Source organism: Variovorax sp. OAS795 (assembly GCF_040546685.1).
In the GTDB taxonomy this organism is placed as follows: Bacteria; Pseudomonadota; Gammaproteobacteria; order Burkholderiales; family Burkholderiaceae_C; genus Variovorax.
The window spans coordinates 1,531,749-1,556,580 of the sequence record NZ_JBEPOH010000001.1; the positions used below are offsets into that span (position 1 = coordinate 1,531,749).

Here is a 24,832-nt window from a genome sequence, read left to right on the forward strand (position 1 = left end):
GAATCCCTCAAAAACGAAACGCCCGCCCACGGCCTTTGCAGTGGCGGGCGGGCGAGTCTACTCGGCGCCGAGCCGATCGGGGCTTCAGCCCTTGTTTGCCTTCTCGAAGCGTTCGAGCTGCTCGTTGCCGCGCTTGACGGCGGCATCGAGGGCTTCCTTGGCGGAACGCTTGCCGTTCCAGATCTGTTCGGTTTCCTCGTCGATGATGGTCCGGATCTGCACGAAGCTGCCCAGGCGCACGCCGCGCGACTTGTCGGTGGTCTTGCGGATCATCTGCGTCACGGCCACGTCGGTGCCGGGGTTGTCCTTGTAGAAGCCCGAGGCGTCCGTCAGCTTGTAGGCCGCCGTGGTGATGGGCAGGTAGCCCGTGCGCTTGTGGCTTTCAGACTGCACCTTGGTGTCGGACAGGAAGGTGAAGAAGTTGGCCACGCCCTTGTAGTGGTCGGCCGGCTTGCCGGACATGACCCAGAGGCTGGCGCCGCCGATCACGGTGTTCTGGGGCGCGCCCTTCACGTCGGGGTAGTAGGGCAGGGTGGAGATGCCGTACTTGAACTTGGCGTCCTTGGCCACGCGTGCGTACAGGCCGGAGGAGCCCGTCATCATCGCGCACTCGCCCGAGGGGAAGGCGGCGTCGGCCGTGTTGTTGCGGCCCTTGTAGACGAAGGTGCCGTCCTTCGACATCCTGGCCAGGTTCTCGAAGTGCTTCACGTGCAGCGGCGAGTTGAAGGCCAGGCGCGCCGAGGTGCCGCCGAAGCCGTTGTTCTGCGTCGCATAGAGCGTGTTGTGCCAGGCCGAGAAGCTCTCGAGCTGGGTCCAGCTCATCCAGCTGGTGGTGAAGGGGCACTTGTGGCCGCTGGCCTTGAGCTTGTCGGCCGCGGCCATGACTTCGGGCCAGGTGGTGGGCGCCTTCTCGGGGTCCAGGCCGGCCGCCTTGAAGGCGTCCTTGTTGTAATAGAAGATGGTCGTCGAGCTGTTGAACGGGAAGCTCAGCATCTGGCCATTGGGCGCGGTGTAGTAGCCCGACACGGCGGGCACGTAGACGCTGGGGTCGAACTTGGCACCGCCCGAGTTCATCACCTCGCCCACGGGCTTGATCGCGCCCTTGGAGGCCATCATGGTGGCGGTGCCGACCTCGAACACCTGCAGGATGTCCGGCGCATTGCCGGCGCGGAAGGCCGCGATCGCGGCAGTCATCGATTCGTCGTACTGGCCCTTGTAGGTCGCGACGACCTTGAATTCCTTCTGGCTGGCGTTGTACTGCTTGGCGAGGTCGTTGACCCATTCGCCGAGCGGGCCGCTCATGGAATGCCACCACTGGATCTCGGTCTGGGCCTGGGCCGGGTTGAACAGCGTGGCGGCCAGCGCCGAGGCCAGCGCGAGCGTCTTGAATCGCATGAAGACTCCTGAAGGGAAAATGAAAGCGCGGATGCTAGGGCATGTGCATGACACAGCCGCGTCACATTGGCGCACGGACCGCTGTCATCTTCCAATCGGGAAAACCCCTTTGGCGCAAGGCTTCCGGCGGGGCGCGTCCCCTCGTGTTGCGCCGCAGCATGCTAGCATCGCATTCGCCTTTTTCGGCCTAGCCTGTTGCCGCGGCCGGGGCTTCCGAGAGTACGTCATGAGCAGCAAAACCTCCCTCGAAAAAAGCCGGATCAAGTTCCTCTTGCTGGAGGGCATCCACCCCTCGGCGGTGGAGGTGCTGCGCGGCGCGGGCTACACCAACATCGAGTCGCTGCCCGGCGCGCTGCCCGACGCGGAGCTCAAGGCCAAGATCGCCGACGTCCACTTCCTGGGCATCCGTTCGCGCACGCAATTGACGGCCGAGGTGTTCGCGGCCGCCCACAAGCTGGTGGCAGCGGGTTGCTTCTGCATCGGCACCAACCAGGTCGACCTGGAAGCCGCGCGCGAACATGGCGTGGCGGTGTTCAACGCGCCTTATTCCAATACCCGCTCGGTGGCCGAACTGGTGCTGGCCGAAGCCATCCTGCTGCTGCGCGGCGTGCCTGAGAAAAGCGCCGTGGCCCACCGCGGCGGCTGGCTCAAGTCGGCCGAGAACGCCTTCGAGATCCGCGGCAAGACGCTGGGCATCGTGGGCTACGGCTCCATCGGCGCGCAGTTGTCGGTGCTGGCCGAGGCGCTGGGCATGCACGTGGCCTTCTACGACGTGGTGACCAAGCTGCCGCTGGGCAATGCGCGCCAGGTGCGCGAGCTGCACCAGCTGCTGGCCCAGAGCGACATCGTGACCCTGCACGTGCCCGAGACGCAGGCCACGCAGTGGATGATCGGCGAGGCGGAAATCGCCGCCATGAAGCCGGGTTCGATCCTGATCAACGCCTCGCGCGGCACGGTCGTCAAGATCGAGCCGCTGGCCGAGGCGCTGAAGCAGAAGAAGCTGCTGGGCGCCGCGATCGACGTCTTCCCCGTCGAGCCGCGCACCAACAAGGATGAGTTCCAGTCGCCGCTGCGCGGCCTGGACAACGTGCTCCTCACGCCCCACATCGGCGGCTCGACCATGGAGGCGCAGGCCAATATCGGCCTGGAGGTGGCGGAAAAGCTGGTGAAGTACAGCGACAACGGCACCTCGACCTCGTCGGTCAACTTTCCCGAGGTGGCGCTGCCGGCCCACCCCGGCAAGCACCGGCTGCTGCACATCCACCGCAACGTGCCGGGCGTGCTGTCGGAGATCAACAAGATCTTCTCGGACAACAACATCAACATCTCCTCGCAGTTCCTGCAGACCAACGAGAAGATCGGCTATGTGGTGATGGACATCGATGCGGCGTACTCCGACCTTGCGCTGGAAAAGCTGGCCAAGGTGAACGGGACGATCCGCAGCCGCGTGCTGTTCTGAGGCACCTCCGGGCAAACCCCCGGGCGCTGGCCTAAAATCCCCACCCCCGGCTATGGGCGCGCAGCGCCCGGCCGAGGTGCCACCCCCGATGAATGCTCCGACCGCGTTGACCACGCTGTTGTCGCAGGCCGCAGAGCCTGTACGACTGCGCGAGATCCCCTATAACTACACCAGCTTCTCCGATCGCGAGATCGTGATCCGCCTCTTGGGCGAGCGCGGCTGGGAACTGCTCCAGACGCTGCGCGCCGAGCGCCGCACCGGCCGGTCGGCGCGCATGCTGTACGAAGTGCTCGGCGACATCTGGGTGGTGCAGCGCAACCCCTATCTCGTCGACGACCTGCTCGACAACCCCCGCCGCCGCGGCCAGTTGGTCGATGCACTCAGGCACCGCCTGGCCGAGGTGCAGAAGCGCCGTACCCCCGACAGCGACCTGCCGCGCGACCAGCTGGTGGGCGAACTCACCGCCCTCGTCGGCCAGGCCGTTGCCGCCTTCGATACCGCTTTCCGCGACGTGGCCGCGCTGCGGCGCAAGGCCACGCGCGTGCTGGGCCGCCTGACGGCCAAGGACAACATCAAGTTCGACGGCCTCTCGCGGGTGTCGCACGTGACCGACGCCACCGACTGGCGCGTGGAATACCCCTTCGTGGTGCTGTGCCCCGACACCGAGGCCGAGATGGCGCTGCTGGTCAAGGGCTGCATCGAGCTGGGACTCACCATCATTCCGCGCGGCGGCGGCACCGGCTACACCGGCGGCGCGATTCCGCTCACATGGAAGAGCGTGGTCATCAACACCGAGAAGCTCGAGGCCATGACCGAGGTCGAGATGGTCTCGCTGGCGGGCCTCGACAACCCCGTGCCGACCATCTGGACCGAAGCCGGCGTGGTCACGCAGCGCGTGGCCGATGCGGCCGAACGCGCGGGCTTCGTGTTCGCGGTCGACCCGACGTCGGCCGAAGCCTCCTGCGTCGGCGGCAACGTGGCGATGAACGCGGGCGGCAAGAAAGCCGTGCTCTGGGGCACGGCGCTCGACAACCTGGCCTCGTGGCGCATGGTCACGCCGCAGGCCGAATGGCTCGAGGTCACGCGCATCGGCCACAACCTGGGCAAGATCCACGATGCCGAGAGCGCCGTCTTCGAGCTGCAGTACTACGCCGCCGACGGCAAGACGAGATTGCGCACCGAGCGCCTCGACATTCCAGGCCGCACCTTCCGCAAGGAGGGCCTCGGCAAGGACGTGACCGACAAGTTCCTCTCGGGCCTGCCCGGTATCCAGAAAGAGGGCTGCGACGGCCTCATCACCAGCTGCCGCTGGGTGGTGCACCGCATGCCGGCGCACACGCGCACCGTCTGCCTGGAGTTCTTCGGCAATGCCAAGGATGCGGTGCCGAGCATCGTCGAGATCAAGGACTTCATGTTCGCCGAGCAGAAGCGCTCCGGCGTGCTGCTGGCGGGGCTCGAACACCTGGACGACCGCTACCTGAAGGCGGTGGGCTACGCCACCAAGTCGAAGAAGCACGGCGGCCTGCCCAAGATGGTGCTGTTCGGCGACATCGCGGGCGACGATGCCGACGCCGTGGCGCGCGTCACCTCCGAAGTGGTGCGCATCGCCAACTCGCGCAGCGGCGAAGGCTTCATTGCCATCAGCCCCGAGGCGCGCAAGAAATTCTGGCTCGACCGCAAGCGCACGGCGGCCATCAGCAAGCACACCAACGCCTTCAAGATCAACGAAGACGTGGTGATTCCGCTGCCGCGCATGGCCGAATACAGCGACGGCATCGAGCGCATCAACATCGAGCTCTCGCTCCAGAACAAGCTGGAGCTCACCGATGCGCTCGAGGCCTTCCTGCTGCGCGGCAACCTGCCGCTCGGCAAGAGCGACGATGCGCACGAGATCCCGGCGGCCGAGATGCTCGAAGACCGCGTGGCGCAGGCCGTGGCGCTGGTGCAGGGCGTGCGTGGGCTCTGGGCCGAATGGCTGCGCGACGTGGACACGCTGTTTCCGCAGCTGCAGGACCACACCCTGCGCGCCAGCTGGAAGACCCAGCTGCGCCAGCCGCTGCAGGAGATCTTCAGCGGCGCCGAGTTCGCGCCCATCGTGGACGAATGCGTGGCCATCCACAAGCGCGTGCTCAAGGGCCGCGTGTGGGTGGCGCTGCACATGCATGCGGGCGACGGCAACGTGCACACCAACATCCCGGTCAACAGCGACAACTACGACATGCTGCAGACCGCGCACGCCGCGGTGGTGCGCATCATGGCCTTGGCGCGCAGCCTCGACGGCGTGATCTCGGGCGAGCACGGCATCGGCATCACCAAGCTCGAGTTCCTCAGCGACGAAGAGCTCAAGCCCTTCATGGACTACAAGCAGCGCGTCGACCCCGAAGGCCGCTTCAACAAGGGCAAGCTGCTGCGTGCGCCCGCGGGCGAAGCCGCCCTGCTGCACGCCGACCTGACCAACGCCTACACGCCGAGCTTCGGCCTCATGGGCCACGAGTCGCTGATCATGCAGCAGAGCGACATCGGCGCCATTGCCGACAGCGTGAAGGACTGCCTGCGCTGCGGCAAGTGCAAGCCGGTGTGCGCCACCCATGTGCCGCGCGCCAACCTGCTGTACAGCCCGCGCAACAAGATCCTCGCCACCTCGCTGCTGGTGGAGGCCTTTCTCTACGAAGAGCAGACGCGGCGGGGCATCAGCATCAAGCACTGGGAAGAGTTCGAGGACGTGGCCGACCACTGCACCGTGTGCCACAAGTGCCTCACGCCGTGCCCGGTGAAGATCGACTTCGGCGACGTGTCGATGAACATGCGCAACCTGCTGCGCAAGATGGGGCAGAAGAGCTTCCGCCCCGGCAACGCGGCCGCGATGTTCTTCCTCAACGCGACCAACCCGCAGACCATCAAGGCGGTGCGCGCGGGCATGGTGGGCATCGGCTTCAAGGCGCAGCGCCTGGCCAACGACCTGCTGCGCGGGCTCGCAAGGAAGCAGACCGCCGCGCCGCCGGCCACGCTGGGCCCGGCACCGATCAAGGAGCAGGTGATCCACTTCATCAACAAGAAGATGCCGGGCAACCTGCCGAAGAAGACGGCGCGCGCACTGCTCGACATCGAGGATGCCGACTACGTGCCGATCATCCGCGACCCGAAGGGCACCACGCCGGAAACCGAGGCGGTGTTCTACTTTCCGGGCTGCGGCTCGGAGCGGCTGTTCTCGCAGGTGGGGCTCGCCACGCAGGCCATGCTCTGGCACGCGGGCGTGCAGACGGTGCTGCCGCCGGGTTATCTGTGCTGCGGCTATCCGCAGCGCGGCAGCGGCCAGTTCGACAAGGCCGAGAAGATGATCACGGACAACCGCGTGCTCTTCCACCGCGTCGCCAACACGCTCAACTACCTGGACATCAAGACCGTGGTGGTGAGCTGCGGCACCTGCTACGACCAGCTGCAGGGCTACCAGTTCGACAAGATCTTTCCGGGCTGCCGCATCATCGACATCCACGAGTACCTGCTCGAGAAGGGCATCACGCTCGCGGGTGCAAGCGGCGGCGGCTACCTCTACCACGACCCCTGCCACAGCCCCATGAAGCTGCAGGACCCGATGAAGACGGTGAAGGCGCTGGTCGGCGATAACGTGCTGAAGAACGACCGCTGCTGCGGCGAATCGGGCACGCTGGGCGTGTCGCGGCCCGACATCTCCACCCAGATCCGCTTCCGCAAGGAAGAAGAGCTGAAGAAGGGCGAGGCCGCATTGCGCGAGAGCGGCCAGGTCGGCGAGAAGGACAACGTGAAGATCCTGACCAGCTGCCCGAGCTGCCTGCAGGGCCTTTCGCGCTACGGCAACGACCTGGACAACGGCCTGCTCGAAGCCGACTACATCGTGGTCGAGATGGCCAACAAGATCCTCGGCAAGGACTGGATGCCGGAATACGTGGCTGCCGCCAACAACGGCGGCATCGAGCGGGTGCTGGTATGACCAGTCAACAAGGCTGCCCCTTCTGCGAAGGCCCCGGCGGCCGCGTCGTGTTCGAAGGCGCGAAGCTCCGCGTCGTCCATGCGGAAGAGGCGGGCTTCCCGGCCTTCTACCGCGTCATCTGGCGCGCACACGCGGCCGAATTCTCGGACCTCGATGCGGCCGACCGCGTGCTGTGCATGGAAGCGGTGACGGTCGTCGAGCAGTGCCTGCGCGAGCACCTGTCGCCGGACAAGATCAACCTGGCGGCGCTGGGCAACATGGTGCCGCACCTGCACTGGCACGTGATCGCGCGCTTTGCCGGCGACACCCATTTTCCGGGCTCCGTCTGGGCTCCGGTGCAGCGCCAGGCGAATGCCGTGCAGGTGGCCGCCGTGGCCGCGCGCCTGCCTGGACTGGAGCGTGAGATGATGGGCCGACTGGGCACAAGGAGCTTCTGATGGCAGGTTTGCAAGCCGGCGCACCGACGCCGCAATCGATCACCGTGCATGGCCAGTCGCGCGTGCTCGAGGTCGGTTTTTCCGACGGCGCCACCTTCCGCATTCCTTTCGAGCTGATGCGCATCTACTCGCCGTCCGCCGAGGTCCAGGGCCATGGCCCGGGGCAGGAGATCCTGCAGACCGGCAAGCGCGAAGTCGAACTGGTCGACCTCAAGCCCGTGGGCAACTACGCCGTGCAGCCGGTCTTCAGCGATGGGCACGACACCGGCATCTTCTCGTGGGACCTGCTGTACGACCTGGGCGCGAGGCAGGCCGAGCGCTGGGCCGAGTACGAACGCCGGCTCGCCGCCGCGGGGGCCGACCGCGATGCGCCGATGATCGAGAAGGGCGGCGGTGGCGCCTGCGGCAGCCACTGACGGCGCCGACAGCCTCCGCTCCTGAAAATATAGCCTCGGGCCAAGGCACGGCGCGCCTCCTGGCGCCCCGCTATTCGAAGAAAAAGCAACGAATGCCCGCCGTCTTTGGAGGGTTGCGTTCTTGAGGTGTGTGCTTCCGCCCTAATATCGGGCACATGAGCACCACCCACTTCGGCTTCGAAAAGGTCGACGAAAGCGAGAAAGCGCAACGTGTCCGCGGCGTCTTCGATTCCGTCGCCACGCGCTACGACCTCATGAACGACCTGATGTCGATGGGGCTGCACCGCGCCTGGAAGAGCTACACCGTGATGGTGGCCAACGTGGGCGAAGGCTCGCGCGTGCTCGACATCGCAGGCGGCACCGGCGACCTCGCACTGGCCTTCTCGAAGAAGGTCGGCGCCAGCGGCCAGGTGGTGCACACCGACATCAACGAAGCCATGCTGCGCACCGGCCGCGACCGCCTGCTCGATGCCGGCGTGGCGCTGCCCACGCTGGTGTGCGACGCAGAAAAACTGCCGTTCCCCAGCGACCACTTCGACGTGGTGACCGTGGCGTTCGGCCTGCGCAACATGACGCACAAGGACCTTGCCCTGAAGGAGATGAACCGCGTTCTCAAGCCGCGCGGCAAGCTCCTGGTGCTCGAGTTCTCGAAGGTCGCCAAGCCGCTTGCCAAGGCCTACGACTGGTATTCGTTCAACGTCCTGCCGCGGCTGGGCAAGCTGGTGGCGGGCGATGACGCGAGCTACCGCTACCTGGCCGAATCCATCCGGATGCACCCCGCGCAGGACGAGCTCAAGACCCTCATGAAAGAGGGCGGTTTCGGGCATGTGGACTATCACAACATGACGGGTGGCGTGGTTGCCCTTCATGTTGGAATCAAGTGTTGATGACGCGAATTCTTCGCTCTAAAGAGGAGACGACATGAAAAGTTTGAGTTCTTTGTTCCTGGCATGCGTGCTGGCCCTGGTCAGCGTGCAGGCCGATGCAGCGCGCATCGGCGGCGGCAAATCGGTCGGCCGCCAGTCGTCCAACGTGACGCAGCGCGAATCCGCATCGCCCACCGCGCCCACGCAGCAAAGCGCGACCAACGCAGCGCCCCGGCCGGCCACGCCGGCGCCTGCCGCCGCGGCACCGAAGCGCCCGTGGGGCGCCATGCTCGGCGGCCTGGCCGCGGGCCTCGGCCTCGCCTGGCTCGCGAATTCGCTCGGCCTTGGCGCTGGCTTTGCCAACATCCTGCTGATCGGTCTGCTGGTGATGGCCGCACTGTTCGCCTGGCGCCTGTTCAAGGCGCGGTCGGCGGCGTCGTCGGGTGCCAACCGTCCGGGCGGCTTCGCCTTCGAAGGCGCGGGCAACCCCGCCAATGCCAGCTCTCCGGCGCAGTACAGCCCGAACAACGTCGGCAATGACGCATCGGCCCGTCCCTGGGAGCGCAATGCCAGCGCCTTCGAGGCCACGCCGGCACCCGCCGACGAGCGGCACGGCAGCAGCCTTTCCGCAGCGGGCGCCGCGGCCGGCGGCAGCATGATCGGCTCGGCGCTGTCGGGTTCGCAGTCCTGGGGCATCCCGGTCGGCTTCGACGTGGACGGCTTCCTGGCCGCGGCCAAGCGCAATTTCGTGACGCTGCAGGACGCCTGGGACCGCGCCGACGTCAGCACCCTGCGTTCGATGATGACCGACGGCATGGTCGACGAGATCCGTGCCCAGCTGGCCGATCGCGCCAGCCACACCGGCGGCGCCTCGAACAAGACCGAAGTCGTGATGCTCGATGCCAAGCTGCTCGGCATCGAGGAACTGGCCGACGTCTACATGGCGAGCGTGGAGTTCTCCGGCATGATCCGCGAAGACGCTTCGGCCGGCCCGGGCCCGTTCCGCGAAGTCTGGAACATGACCAAGCCGACGAGCGGCAACAGCGGCTGGCTGGTGGCCGGCGTGCAGGCGCTGCAGTAAGCGCATTCCGGCGGCCGGATGGCCGCCCGCAGAACCGATAATGGGGACATGGCCACACCATCGTCCCCATTTTCTTTTCTCGACGATCTGTTCAATCGCATCGGCGAACGTCTGCAGCCGCCCGCCTGGGCGGTGCACGAGATCCAGCACCGGGCGGTGCTGTTCCTGAACCATGTGCTGCAGCAGGAACCCGAAGCCCAGCAGCGCCTGCTCCGGCAGCAGGGCCGCGTGGTCCGCTTCCAGTGGCGCTTCGTGACCATGGAACTGGTCGCCACGCCCGCGGGCCTGCTCGACCTGGCGCCTGCCGGATCGGTGCCCGAGCTCACGCTCACCGTCACCGACGAATCCCCCTTCGAGCTAGCCCGCAACACCCTGCGCGGCGGCAAGCCATCGGTGCAGATCATCGGCGACGTGCAGCTCGCGGCCGAGGTCAACTGGCTGGTGGACCACGTGCGCTGGGATGTCGAGGACGACCTCGCCCGCCTGATCGGCGACGTGCCGGCACACACCGTTGCCAATGGCGCGCGCCGCGCCGTGGGGGCATTGCGCCAGTTCGTCGGCGATCGCAAGCCCCAGGCCGGCGGTCCGGCGGCCGGCCCGGCGAGCACGCCCGAATGAGGCGCTTCTACCGCGGGCTGTTCATCGTCTGGGTCGCGCTGCGCTACGGCCTGGACGAGCTGGTGCTCACGAGCTTCCAGAAGCCCTGGCTGCGCGTGGTGGCGCGGGTCGTCTCCATCGGCCGCAACCTCGATGCGCCGCGCGGCCAGCGCCTGCGCGAGGCGCTCGAGCGGCTGGGCCCGATCTTCGTCAAGTTCGGCCAGGTGCTGTCGACCCGGCGCGACCTGCTGCCGCCCGACATCGCCGACGAACTCGCGTTCCTGCAGGACCGGGTGCCGCCATTCCCCTCGGCGGTGGCCATTGCGACCATCGAACGGGCTTTCCGCCGCCCTGTGGGCGACGTGTTCGTGCAGTTCGACGAGACACCGATCGCCAGCGCGTCCATCGCGCAGGTGCACTTTGCGACCATCCGCACCAACGAGGGCGAAGTGCGCGAGGTCGCGGTCAAGGTGCTGCGTCCCAACATGCGCGGCGTGATCGAGAAAGACCTCGCGCTCATGGCCATGATGGCCGGCTGGGTCGAGAGCCTCTCGGCCGACGGCAAGCGCCTGAAGCCGCGCGAAGTGGTCGGCGAGTTCGACAAGTACCTGCACGACGAGCTCGACCTGGTGCGCGAGGCGGCCAACGCGGCCCAGCTGCGCCGCAACATGGCTTCGCTCGAACTGGTGCTGATTCCCGAGATGTTCTGGGACTTCTGCCACCCCGAGGTGATCGTGATGGAGCGCATGAACGGCGTGCCCATTGCCCAGCTCGACCGCCTGCGCGCGGCCGGGGTCGACATTCCGAAGCTGGCGCGCGACGGGGTCACGATCTTCTTCACGCAGGTGTTCCGCGACGGCTTCTTCCATGCCGACATGCACCCGGGCAACATCCAGGTGAGCCTGGAGCCCGCGACTTTCGGGCGCTACATCTCGCTCGACTTCGGGATCATCGGCACGCTCACCGAGTCGGACAAGGAATACCTGGCGCAGAACTTCGTGGCCTTTTTCCGGCGCGACTACAAGCGCGTGGCCGAGCTCCACCTCGAAAGCGGCTGGGTGCCCGAAGGCACCCGCATCGATGAGCTGGAGGCGGCGATCCGCACCGTCTGCGAGCCGTACTTCGACCGGCCGCTGCGCGAAATCTCGCTCGGCATGGTGCTGATGCGCCTGTTCCAGACCTCGCGCCGCTTCCACGTCGAGATCCAGCCGCAGCTGGTGCTGCTGCAGAAGACCCTGCTCAACATCGAGGGACTGGGCCGCCAGCTCGACCCCGAGCTCGATCTCTGGCACACGGCCAAGCCGTTTCTCGAGAAGTGGATGGTCGACCAGATCGGCCCGAGGAAGCTGTTCGAGCAGCTCAAGGCAGAGGCGCCGCGCTACGCAAAATTGCTTCCGCAATTGCCGCGCCTGCTGCACGATTTCCTTGAGAATCGGCCCGCCGACAACCGCCGCGAGCTGCTGGAACTGCTGGCCGCGCAAAAGCGCACCAACCGGCTGCTGCAGGCCATCGTCTACGGAGGCTTGGGTTTTGTATTGGGCTTGCTCGCCATGCAGGTGCTGGTGCGCGTGAAGTTGTTCTAGAGGAGAGTCCCCGTGCTGTTGACGCTGGTTGTCGTTTATCTGCTGGTCACCATCGCGATCGGCCTGTACGCCGCCAAGCGGGTGAAGAACACCACCGACTTCGCCATTGCGGGCCGGCACCTGCCGCTCTTCATGATCGTGACCACCACCTTCGCGACCTGGTTCGGTTCCGAGACGGTGCTCGGCATCCCGGCCAAGTTCATCGAGGGCGGCCTGAACGGCGTGATCGAAGACCCCTTCGGCGCGGGCACCTGCCTGATCCTGGTGGGCCTGTTCTTCGCGGGCAAGCTCTACCGCATGACGCTTTTGACCATCAGCGACTACTACCGCGAGCGCTATGGCCGGACGGTGGAGGTGGCCTGTTCGCTCATCATCATGCTGAGCTACCTGGGCTGGGTCTCTGCGCAGGTCACGGCGCTCGGGCTGGTGTTCAACGTGCTGTCGGCCGGCGCCATCAGCATTCCGGTGGGCATGGTGATCGGGGTGGTCTCGATCCTGGCGTACACGCTGTTCGGCGGCATGTGGTCGGTGGCGGTGACCGACTTCATCCAGATGATCATCCTGGTCGCGGGGCTGGCCATCATCGCGGTGTTCGCGGGCAACATGGCCGGCGGTGCCGACAAGGTGGTGGCCTTTGCCGTCAGCAAGGATCTTTTCAAGTTCTGGCCCGAGCCCAACTGGCACGACATGGTGTTCTTCTTTGCCGCGGCCATCACGATGATGCTGGGCTCCATTCCGCAGCAGGACGTGTTCCAGCGCGTCATGTCGGCCAACAGCACCAAGGCCGCGACCCGGGGTCCCGTGATCGGCGGCATCGCATACATCCTCTTTGCTTCCGTGCCGATGTTCCTGGTGGCGAGCGCGCTCCTGATCATGCCGGAGCAGACTGCCGCGCTGCTCAAGGACGATCCACAGAAGGTGCTGCCCACGCTGGTGCTCGAGAAGATGCCGTTCGTGATGCAGGTGCTGTTCTTCGGCGCGCTGCTGTCGGCCATCAAGTCGACCGCCTCGGCCACCCTGCTGGCGCCCAGCGTCACGTTCACCGAGAACATCTGGCGCCAGTTCCGCCCCGCGGGAACCGACCGCCAGAACCTCATGACCATGCGCATCACGGTGCTGGTCTTCAGCGCGGCCGTGCTGGCCTATGCCATCCGCATGCAGGGCACGCCCATCTACGAACTGGTGTCGGGCGCCTACCAGGTGCCGCTGGTGGGGGCCTTCGTGCCGCTGGTGTGCGGCCTCTACTGGCGCCGCGCCACCACCCAGGGCGCCATCGCCTCGATCCTGCTGGGCATCGGCGCCTGGCTGCTGTTCCTCGCGATGCCCTGGGGTGCGGCGTTCCCGGCCCAGCTGGCCGGCGTGCTGGCGTCCTTTACCGGGATGGTGGCCGGATCGCTGGCGCCGCAATGGGTGGCCAACACCCGCACGCCGCACCGGCTGCTGGCCACCGAAGCCGCCTGAGGGCGCGCGCTGTTGGCGGGGCGGCCCTTATAATCGAGGGCTTTGCGAGCGGCCTTCGCCGGGTTTTTGCCCAGCGTCTTGCCCGGTCCGCGCCGCTTTTCCTCTCAATTCCAATGCCCATTTACGCCTACAAGTGCAGCGCCTGCGGCTTTGCCAAGGACGCCCTGCAAAAAATGTCCGATGCGCCGCTCACGGTGTGCCCGGCGTGCGGCGCGAGTGCGTTCGAGAAGCAGGTCACCGCCGCCGGTTTCCAGCTCAAGGGTTCCGGCTGGTACGTGACCGATTTCCGCGAAGGCAGCGGCAAGAAGGCCGAGCCTGCAACAGCGGCCCCCGCGGCAAGCAACGGCGACGCCGCCGCGCCGGCCCCCGCTGCCAAGCCCGCGGAAGCCTCCAGCCCCGCACCGGCCCCCGCGCCCAGCCCTGCGCCAGCCCCGGCCCCCGCCAAGGGCGCCTGAGACCACGCACATGCTCGCCCTGCGCAAATGGCTGTTCTCCGGCTTGCTGGTGATCGTTCCGCTGTTCATCACCCTGGCGGTGCTGAAGTGGATCATCGACACGCTGGACCAGACGCTCTGGGTGCTGCCTTCGGTCTGGCAGAAATGGCTGTACGACAACAACGTGCGCGGGCTCGGCGTGCTGCTCACGCTGGCCATCCTGCTGGGCGTGGGCGCCATCGCGAGCAATTTCGTGGGCAAGCGCCTGCTCGGCTGGGGCGACGCGGTGGTGCGGCGCATCCCGGTCGTGCGCTCCATCTACTCGAGCGTCAAGCAGGTTTCCGACACGCTGTTTTCCGAGAACGGCAACGCCTTTCGAACGGCCGTGCTGGTGCAATGGCCGCGCGAGGGCGTCTGGACCATCGCCTTCGTGACCGGCGCGCCGGGTAGCGACGTGGTCGAGCACCTGGGCGGCGGCGACTACCTCAGCGTCTACGTGCCGACCACGCCCAATCCCACGGGCGGCTATTTCGTGATGCTCAAGCGCAGCGACTGCATCGAACTCAAGATGAGCGTGGACGAAGCGCTCAAGTACATCGTCTCGATGGGGGTGGTCGTTCCCGGCGGCCCCTCGTCCATCGCGAACAAGTAGGAAACGCGCCTTCGCGGCGCTGGAATTCAAGATATGGCCATGCGTACTCACTATTGCGGTCTTGTGACCGAAGCCCTGATGGGCCAAACCGTCACCCTGTGCGGCTGGGTCAACCGCCGCCGCGACCACGGCGGCGTGATCTTCGTCGACGTGCGCGACCGCGAAGGCTACGTGCAGGTGGTGTGCGATCCCGACCGGGCCGCCACCTTCGCGGTGGCCGAGAACCTGCGCAACGAGTTCTGCGTGCAGATCACCGGCCTGGTGCGCTCGCGCCCCGAAGGCACGACCAACGACCAGCTCAAGAGCGGCAAGATCGAAGTGCTCTGCCACGAGCTCAAGGTGCTCAATCCCTCGGTCACGCCGCCGTTCCTCCTGGACGACGACAACCTGTCGGAAACCACCCGCCTCACGCACCGCGTGCTCGACCTGCGCCGCCCCGTCATGCAGCGCAACATGATGCTGCGCTACAAGGTGACGATGGAGACGCGCAAGTTCCTCGACGCCAATGGCTTCATCGACATCGAGACGCCGATGCTCGGCAAGTCCACGCCCGAGGGCGCGCGCGACTACCTCGTGCCCAGCCGCGTGCACGACGGCAGCTTCTTCGCACTGCCGCAGTCGCCCCAGCTCTTCAAGCAGCTGCTGATGGTGGCCGGCTACGACCGCTACTACCAGATCGTGAAGTGCTTCCGCGACGAAGACCTGCGCGCCGACCGCCAGCCCGAATTCACGCAGATCGACATCGAGACCTCGTTCCTCGCCGAAGAAGAAATCCGCGAGATGTTCGAGGGCATGATCCGCACCGTGTTCCGCAATGCCGCGGGCATCGACCTGCCGGTGTTCCCGACCATGAGCTACGCCGACGCGATGTTCAAGTACGGCTCCGACAAGCCCGACCTGCGCGTGAAGCTCGAGTTCACCGAACTCACCGAACTGATGAAGCGCGTGGATTTCAAGGTGTTCTCGAACGCAGCCACCATGCAGGGCGGCCGCGTGGTCGCGCTGCGTGTGCCGGGCGGCGGTGCCGAAGGCGGCCTCTCGCGCGGCGAGATCGACGCCTACCAGGAGTTCGTCAAGATCTACGGCGCCAAGGGCCTGGCCTACATCAAGGTCAACGACGCAGCCGCCGGCCGCGAAGGCCTGCAGAGCCCGATCGTCAAGAACCTCGACGACGCCTCGCTGGCCGAGATCATCGCCCGGACCGGCGCCCGCAACGGCGACATCCTGTTCTTCGGTGCCGACAAGGAAAAGGTCGTCAACGATGCCATCGGCGCGCTGCGCGTGAAGATCGGCCACAGCGCCTTCGGCAAGAAGAGCGGCCTGTTCGAGGACCGCTGGGCGCCGCTGTGGGTGGTCGATTTCCCGATGTTCGAGTTCGACGAGGAAGGCCAGCGCTGGTCGGCCGTGCACCATCCGTTCACCGCACCGAAGGACGGCCATGAAGACCTCATGGACACCGCGCCCGAGAAGTGCATTGCCAAGGCCTACGACATGGTGCTGAACGGCATCGAGATGGGCGGCGGCTCGGTGCGTATCCACCGGGAGGAAGTGCAGAGCAAGGTGTTCCGCGCACTCAAGATCAACGCCGAGGACGCGCAGCTCAAGTTCGGCTTCCTGCTGGACGCGCTGCAGTACGGCGCGCCGCCGCACGGCGGCATCGCCATCGGGCTGGACCGCCTCGTCATGCTCATGACCGGCGCCGAATCGATCCGCGACGTCATCGCCTTCCCCAAGACCCAACGCGCGCAAGACCTGCTGACGCAGGCGCCGAGCCCGGTCGACGAGAAGCAGCTGCGCGAGCTGCATATCCGCCTCCGCAACGTCCAGCAACCCGCCTGATGCGCCCATGACGACCATCGCCCGGCCCTGGAAGATTCCGGAGTCGGTGCTGGTCGTCATCCACACGCCGGCGCTCGAGGTGCTGCTGATCCGGCGCGCCGATGCCGACGAGTTCTGGCAGTCGGTCACCGGCAGCAAGGACGCGGCCGACGAGCCGCTCGCCCTCACCGCGGCCCGCGAAGTGGCCGAGGAAACCGGCATCCAGTGCGGGCAGGGCAGCGCACTGGCAAGCAGGCTGGTCGACTGGCAGCTGCGCAACGTCTATGAAATATATCCGGGCTGGCGCGCGCGCTACGAACCCGGCATCACGCACAACACCGAGCACCTGTTCGGGCTTTGCGTGCCCGAACGCGTGGTGCCCGCGCTCCACCCCCGCGAGCACACCGCCTGGAAATGGCTGCCCTATCGCGAGGCCGCCGATGCGTGTTTTTCCCCATCGAATGCCGAAGCCATCCTGTTGCTGCCAGAATTTGCCCGATGAACCTGCCGGCACACACGCTCCGGGTCGCGACCTACAACATCCACAAGGGTGTGCAGGGCATCGGGCCTGCCCGGCGGCTCGAGATCCATAACCTCGGGCATGCCATCGAGCAGCTCGACGCCGACATCGTCTGCCTGCAAGAGGTGCGCAAGATGAACCGGCAGGCCCAGGCGCGCTTCGCGCGCTGGCCCGAGATGCCGCAGGCCGATTTTCTCGCGCCCGAGGGCTACACCGCGGTCTACGAAACCAACGCCGTCACGCGCCATGGAGAGCATGGCAATGCGCTGCTCACGCGCTGGCCGGTGATCCGCACCGGCCACCAGGACATTTCGGACCATCGCTTCGAACAGCGTGGCCTGCTGCACGCCGTGATCGAGGTGGAGGGCCGTCCGGTGCACGCCATCGTGGTGCACCTGGGGCTCATCAAGGGCAGCCGCGTGCGGCAGGTGGCGCGGCTGCGCGAGTTCATCGAGCGCGAAGTGCCGGCGGGCGAGGCGGTGGTCGTGGCGGGCGACTTCAACGACTGGGGTGCGCGCATGCGCCACGCCATGAACGCCATGGGCCTGCGCGACACCAGTGACCTGCGCGGCCCGCCGACGCTCACCTATCCCTCGCGCCTGCCGGTGGCGCAGCTCGATTTCATCTACGCGCGGCAGCTGGCGCCAGCGGCCTGCTCGGTGCCGCGCGGGCCGATCTGGGCACGCATGTCCGACCACCTGCCGCTGGTCGCCGATTTCGCGCTCCCGGCCTGAGGCCGCGGGGTGGGGGCGGCGGGCCTTCTCCCGCCCCGGCGGCGTGAATGCGTTCGCTGATACCATGCGCGGATGCTGAGGAAAACCGACGTGCCACCGCGCCCTGATGGCAACAACGACGACGAGGGCACGCCCGTCTCGGTGAAGATCCGCGAGCGCCTGACCGCGGCGCGCAAGCGCTTCAACGCCAACGACAACATCGCCGAGTTCATCGAGCCCGGCGAGCTCGAGTCCTTGCTCGACGAAGTCGAAGTCAAGATGAAGGGCGTGCTCGAGAGCCTGGTGATCGATCTCGAGAACGATCACAACACCGGCAATACCGCGCGCCGCGTCGCCAAGATGTACCTCAACGAAGTGTTCAGGGGCCGCTACGTGGCGCCGCCGTCGCTCACCGAGTTTCCCAACGCCGAGCACCTGAACGAGCTGATGATCGTCGGCCCGATCACCGTGCGCAGCGCCTGCTCGCACCATTTCTGCCCCATCATCGGCAAGCTGTGGATCGGCATCATGCCGAACGAGCACACCAACGTGATCGGCCTGTCGAAGTACGCGCGCCTCGCCGAATGGGTCATGGGCCGTCCGCAGATCCAGGAAGAAGCCGTGGTGCAGCTGGCCGACCTGATCCAGGAAAAGACGCAGCCCGACGGCCTGGCGCTGGTGATGGAAGCCGAGCATTTCTGCATGGCGTGGCGCGGTGTGAAGGAAATGGACAGCAAGATGATCAACTCCGTGATGCGCGGCGTGTTCCTCAAGGACCCGAGCCTGCGCCGCGAATTCCTTTCCCTCTTGCCCAGAAAGAGCTGAACATGCTCGTTCGACTCCTCTATGCCAGCCGGGCCGTCGACAACAGCCCCGCGGCCATCGAAGACATCCTCGCGCAATCGCGCACGCACAACACCGCCTGCGGCATCACCGGCATTCTTTGCTACGGTGCCGGCACCTTCCTGCAAGCCATCGAAGGCGGGCGCACGGCCATCAGCGAGCTGTATGGCCACATCCAGCGCGATGCGCGCCACAAGGACGTGGTGCTGCTGCACTACGAAGAGATTTCCGAGCGCCGCTTCGGCGGCTGGACCATGGGCCAGGTCAATCTCTCCAAGCTCAACGCCTCGACCCTGCTCAAGTATTCGGAGAAGCCCGAACTCAACCCGTACGCGGTGTCGGGCAAGGTCTCACTGGCGCTGCTCGAAGAACTGATGGCCACAGCCGCCATCGTCGGCCGCCACTGAAGAGCGTGGCGCTCGCGGCCGGCACTTGGCTTTCTTCCTGCCTCGCCTGAGCCGAGGTGCCACTCTCCGCCTTCGGACTGATCCTGCTGGCCGGGATCATCCACGCCAGCTGGAACATCGCCGCGAAGAAGGCGAACGGCGATGCGCGCTTCGCCTTCCAGAGCGGCGTGTTCATGGCCGTCGTGTGGGCGCCCGTGGGCATTGCCCTGGGCTGGCGCGTGGTGCCGGGGTGGGGCCTCACGGAGTGGGGCTTCGTTGCGCTGAGCGGCGTGCTGCACGTCTTCTACTACGTCATCCTGCTGCGCGGCTACCGCAAGTCGGACCTCACCGTGGTCTATCCGCTGGCCCGCGGTTCGGGGCCGCTGCTGTCGTCGCTGGTGGCGATCCTCTTCCTTGGCGAGCGCATCAGCCTCATTGGCGTGGCGGGCATCGCGGGCGTCGTGCTCGGCGTGTTCCTGGTCGCCGGCGGACCGGGCCTGTGGCGCAAGAAGCACGATCCCGTGCAGCGCGCGCGGGTGGAGAAGGGCATTCGCTACGGCGTGCTGACGGGCGCCTTCATTGCGGCCTACACCGTGGCCGACAGCTATGCGGTCAAGTTCCTCGCGATGTCGCCGATCCTGCTCGACTACTTCAGCAACTTCGTGCGCGTGGGCCTCTTGCTGCCCGCGGCGCTGCACGACCGCGCCACCACGGCGCGCATGTGGCGCGCGCAGTGGAAGTACGCGCTGCTGGTGGCGGCGATCAGCCCGGTCTCTTACGTGCTGGTGCTCTATGCGGTGCAGCAGGCGCCCATTTCGCACGTCGCACCCGCGCGCGAGGTCTCGATGCTCTTTGCGGCGCTGATCGGCGGCCACCTGCTGCGCGAAGGCGACCGCCTGCTGCGCCTGCTCGGCGCCGCCTTCATTGCGGCTGGCGTGGTCGCGCTCGCGCTGGGGTAGGAAGGCACGATGCTGCTTTTCGGCTGCGATTTTTCGTGCGCTCCCACGCCGCGCAAGCCGATCGTCGTCGCGAGCGGCACCGACAGCGGGGAGGGCACGCTCGCGCTGGCCGGGCTGCAGCGCTTCACGACGATCGATGACTGGGCCGTGTGGCTGCGCACCGAGCCCGAGTGGATCGGCGGCTTCGACTTTCCGTTCGGTCTTCCGCGCGAGCTGGTGGCGCATCTGGGCTGGCCGACGCAATGGAACGCGCTCATGGCCCACTACGCAGGCCTTGGCCGCGCAGAAATCCGCGCCACCTTTGCCGCGTTCTGCGCCGCCCGCCCGGTCGGCGGCAAGTTCGCGCACCGGGCGACCGACGGACCGGCCGGTTCGAGCACGTCGATGAAGTGGGTCAACCCGCCCGTTGCCTTCATGCTCCACGCGGGGGTGCCGCCGCTCCTGGCCGCGGGCGCGAGCCTGCCGGGCCTGCACGCCGGGTGCAACCCGAACCGCGTGGCGCTGGAGGCCTACCCGGGGCTGCTGGCGCGCGAGCTGATCGGGCGCCGCAGCTACAAGAGCGATGACGCGGCCAGGCAGACGGCCGAGCGGCTCGCGGCCCGGAGCGACCTGCTCGCCGCGCTCGAGGCGGGCACCTCGCGGCTGGGCCTGCGGCTCGCGCTCACCGCGGCGCAGCGCAGCGAACTGCTGGGCGATGCCCGCGGCGACCACATCGATGCGGTGCTTTGCCTCGTGCAGGCGGCCTGGAGCGCACAGCGCGCGTCCACACCCGGACCGGGCTACGGCCTGCCGGAATCGATCGATCCGCTCGAAGGCTGGATCGTCACGGCCTGAGCGCCGCCCCTCCGTCCTACAGGATTTCGGGCGGCGCGCCATACCCCGTCTACCCACCCCAAAGCTAGAGTAGGGACGGCCTCAACGTGGCGTTGGCCATGCCTATTCCCCGCTCCCTGCGAGCGACTGGAGGATTTCCAATGAACAAGATTCGTCAACACAGCTTCCCCTTCTCCCGCACCTGGCTTGCCGTGCTGATGGCCGGCGCCGCACTGGCGCTGGCCGGTTGCGACAACGCCGACAACCGCACCGCGGGCCAGAAGCTCGACAGCGCGATCGCAAAAACCGAGAAGGCGGCCGACACCGCCGCCGCCAAGACCGGCGAGGCCGTCAAGGACGCCAAGGCCAGGATCGATGCTTCGGGCGCCACGGCCGAAGTGAAGGAAGGAATGTCCAACCTCAAGGACGCTGCAAAGAACGCCGGCAACGCCATGAGCGCGAGCGCGGACGACGCGTCGATCACCTCGTCCGTATCGGCGGGCCTCGCCAAGGACCCGGACCTGAGCGCGATCAAGATCGACGTCGATACCAAGGGCGGCGTCGTGAGCCTCAAGGGCCCCGCCCCCAGTGCCGCCGCCAAGGCGCGAGCCGAAGAGATCGCCAAGGGCGTCCAGGGTGTGAGCTCGGTGAACAACCAGCTCGAGGTGAAGGGCTGAGCGCCAGCTTCGCTTCCTGCAGAAAAAAGCCCGGACGGTCCGGGCTTTTTTCTGCGTGACGGGCGGGCTGGACGCATCAGTGGGTGAGCCAGTCCTTCAGTTCGTCGGCATGCTCTTCCTCGTCGGCAAGGATGTCTTCGAGCATGCGCCGCGTGGTCGGGTCCTTGTCGCCGATCAGGTTGATCATCTGGCGATAGGTTTCCACGGCGATGCGCTCGGCCACGAGGTTGGCGCGGACCATGGCCTGCAGGTCGGTGGATTCGTCGTAGCTCGCGTGGCTGCGCTCGAGAAGGTGCGAGGGTGCGAAGTCGGGCTCGCCGCCCAATTGCACGATGCGCTCCGCGATGCGGTCGGCATGGGCCGACTCTTCGTTGGCATGCACCAGGAACTCTTCGGCGATCGCAGGCGACGACACGCCATTGGCGGTGAAATAGTGGCGCTTGTAGCGCAGCACGCACACCAGTTCGGTGGCGAGCGCGTCGTTGAGCAGCTTCACGACGTCGTCCCGCCAGGGACCGTAGCTCGGTGTGACGGCGCCCTCGTCGAGGCTCTTGGCGGCCTCGCCGATGGCTTTCTCGTCGAGCACCAGGCGCTCGTGTCCGGCCGGGTTCGTGGCCGTGGAAACTTGGGCATTCATGAAGGATCCTTTCGTGGGCTTGTGTTTTTCTGCATCAACGTGTTGACGACGTCCGCCACGTCGGATGTCTTGAGCACAGCCGCCAGCACCGCCGTGAAGGACAGCAGGCGCCAGGGCTTGAGCAGCACCAGCGCCGCACCCGTGGCCGCGGCAATGGCCATGAGCTTGGCCGGTTCCTTGCGGGCATAGTGTTCGAGCACCGGCCGCGCGAGCTGGCCCATGGCGTGCGCCGGATGGCGGCGCCACCAGCGCTCGGTCATGCTGCGCGCCATCGATATCCAGCGCCGGCTTCCGCCGGACGAGGGGCGATAGGCCAGGCTGTCCTCGAAGCCCTGCAACCCGTCCAGCTCCTGCTGCGCCGCGGCGAGCCTGGCGTCCGAACGGGCGTCCGCCTCGTCCTCGCCGTTGAGCTCTCGCACCAGGGCCCGGCGCGAAATGGCGAGCCGCTCCTTCGGCGTGAGGGAATTGTGCTCAGCGTCGTTCATGGCGCGCTCCTGCTTCGTGCAATGCCGTCAGGTCGGCGTGGACCTGCTCGCGCAGGTCGTCGAAGCCGTAGGCCGGGAACGGGCGAGCGGCCAGCCAGGCGCAGATTCCGGCGATCACCAGCGCCGCGCCGGGGACGGCCACCAGCACCCAGTGGAAGCTGCCGTGAAGCACCCCCACGAGCACCGCAACGCCGATGAGCCCGAGCGCCAGCATGGCGCTGGCTGCCGCGAGCACACCGGCCACGATGCGCGTGACGATGCCGCGGCCGGCCTCGGAGGCCTCTTGCCTGACCAGGGCCGCGTAGTTCGCCGCATGTTCGGCAATGAGTTCCGGATGCCCGAGCACCGTGGAAAAGATCGGATGAAGCATGGTGCGCGGTATCGGTGGAACGGAGCTTCAGCAGCGGATCAGTAGTCGTCCCGGCGGTTGCGGCTGGCCAGCACGATGAGCGCGGTGATCGCGGCGCCGGCGGCAGCGGCGATCAGCACGGAGCGCACGGGCTGGTCGGAGATGTAGCGGCCGGTCACGTCGGCTGCCTGCTCGAGGCGGCGCTGGGCACGGGCGCTGGTGGTGGAGGCGGCATCGAGGCCGCGCTGCACGGCCTGCTGCACGCGGGCTGCGAGTTGCTCGACGGCGGGTTCCGCATCGCGGCGCAGTTCGCGGACCTTCTCGCCGGCCGCATTCACCGCGTTCTGTGCGTAGGCACGGGTCGATTCGACGGCCTCGGTGGCAGTCTGGCGCGCCTCGTCGGCAAGTTGCGAGGGAGTCTTGGTCGTCGTGTTCATGAAAATTTCCTTTCCGGGAAGATGAAGTTCGGGAGCCTGTGGATCGTAACGACGCTACTTGCGCCTGAGCAAGCCGGCCAGGAAGCTGGCGATGGCGAGCACGGCGAAGATCACGAAAAGGATCTTGGCGATTCCTACGGCACTGGCTGCGATGCCGCCGAAACCGAAGACGGCGGCAATGAGGGCAATGACCAGAAACACCACTGCGTAATGCAACATGTGGACTCCTTCGAGGCTTCGCTCGTGGTTGAGGTGGCCCGTCCAAATGGAGATGAACGGCTTGGGTCCAACCTTAAGTGCCCCCCTGGCGGGGCCCTGTCAGCAACCGGGCGCGGGGTGCGTAGGAGACGGCCGAGTTCCTCGGCGCCGATCGAACGGCCACGGCCCGCACTGCCGCGTCAGAGCACCTTCAGGGTCGGCAGCATCGCGCTCAACCGCGTGCCCCGTCCAGGGGTCGAGGAGATCGTGAGCCTGCCGCGGGCAGCTTCGACGCGGTGGAGCATGCCGGCCAGGCCGTGGCTCGACGGATGCGTGCGCTGCGGATCGAAGCCCTTGCCGTTGTCGGCGACTTCCACGATCACATGGTTCTCGTAGTTCTTCAGCACGATCGTCGCTTCGGTGGCCTCGGCGTACTTGCCGATGTTGGTAAGGCTCTCCTGCACCATGCGGTAGATCGTGAGCTGGCGCGACTCGTCCATGGTGACGGGTTCGAGTGCCATCTGCACCTGGATGCCCGAGCGCTCGGCGAATTCGCGCCCGAGAATCTCGAGCGACGCGACCAGGCCGAGGTTCGAAAGCGACGAAGGGCGCAGGTCTTCGATGATGCGGCGCTTCAGCGCGATGCCGCTGTTGAGCAGCTCGGTCAGATGCTGCAGGCGCTGGGTCGCGTCGGGCGCATCGAGCAGCCTCGACTTGAGGCGGGCCACGTCCAGCTTGGCCGCGGTGAGCAGCGAGCCGAGCTCGTCGTGCAGCTCCCGCGCAAGATAGCCGCGCTCGGTTTCGCGCACGTCCTGCAGGTGCGTGGCCAGCTCGGCCAGCGAGGCGGTGCGTTCGCGCACCTCGTCTTCGAGCGCGTTGCGCTCGCGCTGCAGCGTTTCCTGCTGCCGCTCCCCGATCGAGCGCAGCGCATGCGTCTGCCGCAGGTAGAGAAAAAACGCGATGAAAGCAGCCAGCGCCACGATCGCGGTACCGATGCGTGCCAGCTGCAGCGACTTCATCACCTGCACCTGGCTGTCGGACAGGGTCTTGTTGCTGACGGCCACCAGGTCCAGGGCGCTCTTGCGGATGGCGTCCATTTCCTCGCGTCCCACGTCCGTCGTGATGACGAACTTCCAGGCATCTTCCTTGCCGTCCTGCCGCAGCCGCACGCTCATGTCCATTTCGGCGATCTTGCGCAGCACGTGCTTGGAAAGCTCCGCCAGCTGGGTACGCTCGACCGGCCGTTCGGCGTAAAGTTGACGCAGCGTGGCCAGATGCCCGTCGACCTGCTTCACGGCCATGTCGTAGGGTTGCCGGTAGCTGGTTTCGCCGGTCAGGAGATAGCCTCTCTGGCCTGTTTCGGCATCGAGCATGTTCTGCAGGATGAGGTTGAGCGTGGCGCGAACCTTCTGTGCCTCGCCGATGTTCGCCAGGGCGCGGCTCGACTGCCGGTAGCCGGCCTCGTTGATGCCGACGAGTGCCAGTGCAGCCAGCGCCGCGAGCAGGAGGCTCACGGCCATTTTTGGAGGAGCTAGCCAGTGCATGAAACTTTCGAAGGTGCTTTCAACACAAGTTCGTGAATAATCGATAACAAACAGGGGACCGGCATGTTGCGGCTTCCACGGACGCGACACAACGAAGAAAGTAAC

Annotated in this window: 26 protein-coding genes; 19 read left to right on the forward strand and 7 right to left on the reverse strand. The window is 66.7% G+C overall.

Annotation, left to right across the window (positions count from 1 at the left end; translation table 11 throughout):
* Window positions 1-84 precede the first annotated feature (84 nt).
* Window positions 85-1,395: a sn-glycerol-3-phosphate ABC transporter substrate-binding protein UgpB gene (gene ugpB, locus ABID97_RS07230; RefSeq protein WP_354397848.1), complete on the reverse strand. Its 1,311-nt coding sequence runs from the start codon at window positions 1,393-1,395 to the stop codon at window positions 85-87.
* A 226-nt stretch (window positions 1,396-1,621) separates the two neighbouring features.
* Here ugpB and serA point away from each other — a divergent pair, with 226 nt between their 5' ends.
* The 19 genes from serA to ABID97_RS07325 all read left to right on the forward strand — a co-directional run bounded on the left by serA (window position 1,622) and on the right by ABID97_RS07325 (window position 21,077).
* Window positions 1,622-2,854, forward strand: a complete 1,233-nt coding sequence (gene serA / locus ABID97_RS07235; RefSeq protein ID WP_354397849.1) for a phosphoglycerate dehydrogenase — start codon at window positions 1,622-1,624, stop codon at window positions 2,852-2,854.
* An 88-nt stretch (window positions 2,855-2,942) separates the two neighbouring features.
* Entirely contained in the window at window positions 2,943-6,821 is a 3,879-nt protein-coding gene (locus ABID97_RS07240) for a DUF3683 domain-containing protein (protein ID WP_354397850.1), read from the forward strand.
* Window positions 6,818-7,258, forward strand: coding sequence for an HIT family protein (locus tag ABID97_RS07245; protein ID WP_354397851.1), 441 nt, complete (start codon window positions 6,818-6,820; stop codon window positions 7,256-7,258). The genes ABID97_RS07240 and ABID97_RS07245 overlap by 4 nt, the downstream gene beginning before the upstream one ends.
* On the forward strand, window positions 7,258-7,674 hold the full coding sequence (locus ABID97_RS07250; RefSeq protein WP_354397852.1) for a gamma-butyrobetaine hydroxylase family protein: 417 nt from the start codon (window positions 7,258-7,260) through the stop codon (window positions 7,672-7,674). The genes ABID97_RS07245 and ABID97_RS07250 overlap by 1 nt, the downstream gene beginning before the upstream one ends.
* A gap of 155 nt (window positions 7,675-7,829) precedes the next feature.
* Window positions 7,830-8,561 carry a bifunctional demethylmenaquinone methyltransferase/2-methoxy-6-polyprenyl-1,4-benzoquinol methylase UbiE gene (gene ubiE, locus ABID97_RS07255; protein WP_354397853.1) on the forward strand — a complete coding sequence of 244 codons (732 nt, stop codon included), beginning with the start codon at window positions 7,830-7,832 and terminating at the stop codon, window positions 8,559-8,561.
* Window positions 8,562-8,595: 34 nt separating this feature from the next.
* On the forward strand, window positions 8,596-9,621 hold the full coding sequence (locus tag ABID97_RS07260; RefSeq protein WP_354397854.1) for a Tim44 domain-containing protein: 1,026 nt from the start codon (window positions 8,596-8,598) through the stop codon (window positions 9,619-9,621).
* Window positions 9,622-9,669: 48 nt separating this feature from the next.
* Window positions 9,670-10,239 carry a ubiquinone biosynthesis accessory factor UbiJ gene (locus ABID97_RS07265; protein WP_354397855.1) on the forward strand — a complete coding sequence of 190 codons (570 nt, stop codon included), beginning with the start codon at window positions 9,670-9,672 and terminating at the stop codon, window positions 10,237-10,239.
* Window positions 10,236-11,801 (forward strand): ubiquinone biosynthesis regulatory protein kinase UbiB, encoded by a 1,566-nt coding sequence (ubiB, locus tag ABID97_RS07270; RefSeq protein WP_354397856.1) that lies wholly within the window; start codon window positions 10,236-10,238, stop codon window positions 11,799-11,801. Before ABID97_RS07265 ends, ubiB begins: the two co-directional genes overlap by 4 nt.
* A gap of 12 nt (window positions 11,802-11,813) precedes the next feature.
* The gene (locus ABID97_RS07275) at window positions 11,814-13,262 is read left to right on the forward strand and encodes a high affinity choline transporter 1 (protein WP_354397857.1); all 1,449 of its coding nucleotides are present in this window, start codon (window positions 11,814-11,816) and stop codon (window positions 13,260-13,262) included.
* 113 nt (window positions 13,263-13,375) lie between these two features.
* Window positions 13,376-13,717: an FmdB family zinc ribbon protein gene (locus ABID97_RS07280; RefSeq protein WP_354397858.1), complete on the forward strand. Its 342-nt coding sequence runs from the start codon at window positions 13,376-13,378 to the stop codon at window positions 13,715-13,717.
* Between the two features lie 10 nt (window positions 13,718-13,727).
* Entirely contained in the window at window positions 13,728-14,348 is a 621-nt protein-coding gene (locus ABID97_RS07285; protein WP_354397859.1) for a DUF502 domain-containing protein, read from the forward strand.
* 33 nt (window positions 14,349-14,381) lie between these two features.
* Window positions 14,382-16,187 (forward strand): aspartate--tRNA ligase, encoded by a 1,806-nt coding sequence (gene aspS / locus ABID97_RS07290; protein ID WP_354397860.1) that lies wholly within the window; start codon window positions 14,382-14,384, stop codon window positions 16,185-16,187.
* A 7-nt stretch (window positions 16,188-16,194) separates the two neighbouring features.
* On the forward strand, window positions 16,195-16,668 hold the full coding sequence (gene nudB, locus ABID97_RS07295; protein WP_354397861.1) for a dihydroneopterin triphosphate diphosphatase: 474 nt from the start codon (window positions 16,195-16,197) through the stop codon (window positions 16,666-16,668).
* Entirely contained in the window at window positions 16,665-17,420 is a 756-nt protein-coding gene (locus ABID97_RS07300; protein ID WP_354397862.1) for an endonuclease/exonuclease/phosphatase family protein, read from the forward strand. Before nudB ends, ABID97_RS07300 begins: the two co-directional genes overlap by 4 nt.
* 72 nt (window positions 17,421-17,492) lie before the next feature.
* Window positions 17,493-18,224, forward strand: a complete 732-nt coding sequence (gene folE / locus ABID97_RS07305) for a GTP cyclohydrolase I (RefSeq protein WP_354397863.1) — start codon at window positions 17,493-17,495, stop codon at window positions 18,222-18,224.
* Between the two features lie 2 nt (window positions 18,225-18,226).
* Window positions 18,227-18,649 carry a BLUF domain-containing protein gene (locus tag ABID97_RS07310; protein WP_354397864.1) on the forward strand — a complete coding sequence of 141 codons (423 nt, stop codon included), beginning with the start codon at window positions 18,227-18,229 and terminating at the stop codon, window positions 18,647-18,649.
* Between the two features lie 56 nt (window positions 18,650-18,705).
* Window positions 18,706-19,587, forward strand: a complete 882-nt coding sequence (locus ABID97_RS07315) for an EamA family transporter (protein WP_354397865.1) — start codon at window positions 18,706-18,708, stop codon at window positions 19,585-19,587.
* Between the two features lie 9 nt (window positions 19,588-19,596).
* Window positions 19,597-20,421, forward strand: a complete 825-nt coding sequence (locus ABID97_RS07320; RefSeq protein WP_354397866.1) for a DUF429 domain-containing protein — start codon at window positions 19,597-19,599, stop codon at window positions 20,419-20,421.
* Between the two features lie 140 nt (window positions 20,422-20,561).
* A complete protein-coding gene (locus ABID97_RS07325; protein ID WP_354397867.1) occupies window positions 20,562-21,077 on the forward strand; it encodes a BON domain-containing protein in 516 nt (171 codons plus the stop codon).
* 76 nt (window positions 21,078-21,153) lie between these two features.
* Here ABID97_RS07325 and ABID97_RS07330 read toward each other — a convergent pair whose 3' ends face one another.
* The 6 genes from ABID97_RS07330 to ABID97_RS07355 all read right to left on the reverse strand — a co-directional run bounded on the left by ABID97_RS07330 (window position 21,154) and on the right by ABID97_RS07355 (window position 24,703).
* A complete protein-coding gene (locus ABID97_RS07330; RefSeq protein ID WP_354397868.1) occupies window positions 21,154-21,714 on the reverse strand; it encodes a ferritin-like domain-containing protein in 561 nt (186 codons plus the stop codon).
* The gene (locus ABID97_RS07335) at window positions 21,711-22,199 is read right to left on the reverse strand and encodes a hypothetical protein (protein ID WP_354397869.1); all 489 of its coding nucleotides are present in this window, start codon (window positions 22,197-22,199) and stop codon (window positions 21,711-21,713) included. Before ABID97_RS07335 ends, ABID97_RS07330 begins: the two co-directional genes overlap by 4 nt.
* Window positions 22,186-22,569, reverse strand: a complete 384-nt coding sequence (locus ABID97_RS07340) for a hypothetical protein (protein WP_354397870.1) — start codon at window positions 22,567-22,569, stop codon at window positions 22,186-22,188. Before ABID97_RS07340 ends, ABID97_RS07335 begins: the two co-directional genes overlap by 14 nt.
* 38 nt (window positions 22,570-22,607) lie before the next feature.
* Window positions 22,608-22,985, reverse strand: a complete 378-nt coding sequence (locus tag ABID97_RS07345) for a hypothetical protein (protein ID WP_354397871.1) — start codon at window positions 22,983-22,985, stop codon at window positions 22,608-22,610.
* A gap of 54 nt (window positions 22,986-23,039) precedes the next feature.
* Window positions 23,040-23,204 carry a DUF1328 domain-containing protein gene (locus tag ABID97_RS07350; protein WP_354397872.1) on the reverse strand — a complete coding sequence of 55 codons (165 nt, stop codon included), beginning with the start codon at window positions 23,202-23,204 and terminating at the stop codon, window positions 23,040-23,042.
* Between the two features lie 179 nt (window positions 23,205-23,383).
* A complete protein-coding gene (locus ABID97_RS07355; RefSeq protein ID WP_354397873.1) occupies window positions 23,384-24,703 on the reverse strand; it encodes a CHASE3 domain-containing protein in 1,320 nt (439 codons plus the stop codon).
* Window positions 24,704-24,832 lie beyond the last annotated feature (129 nt).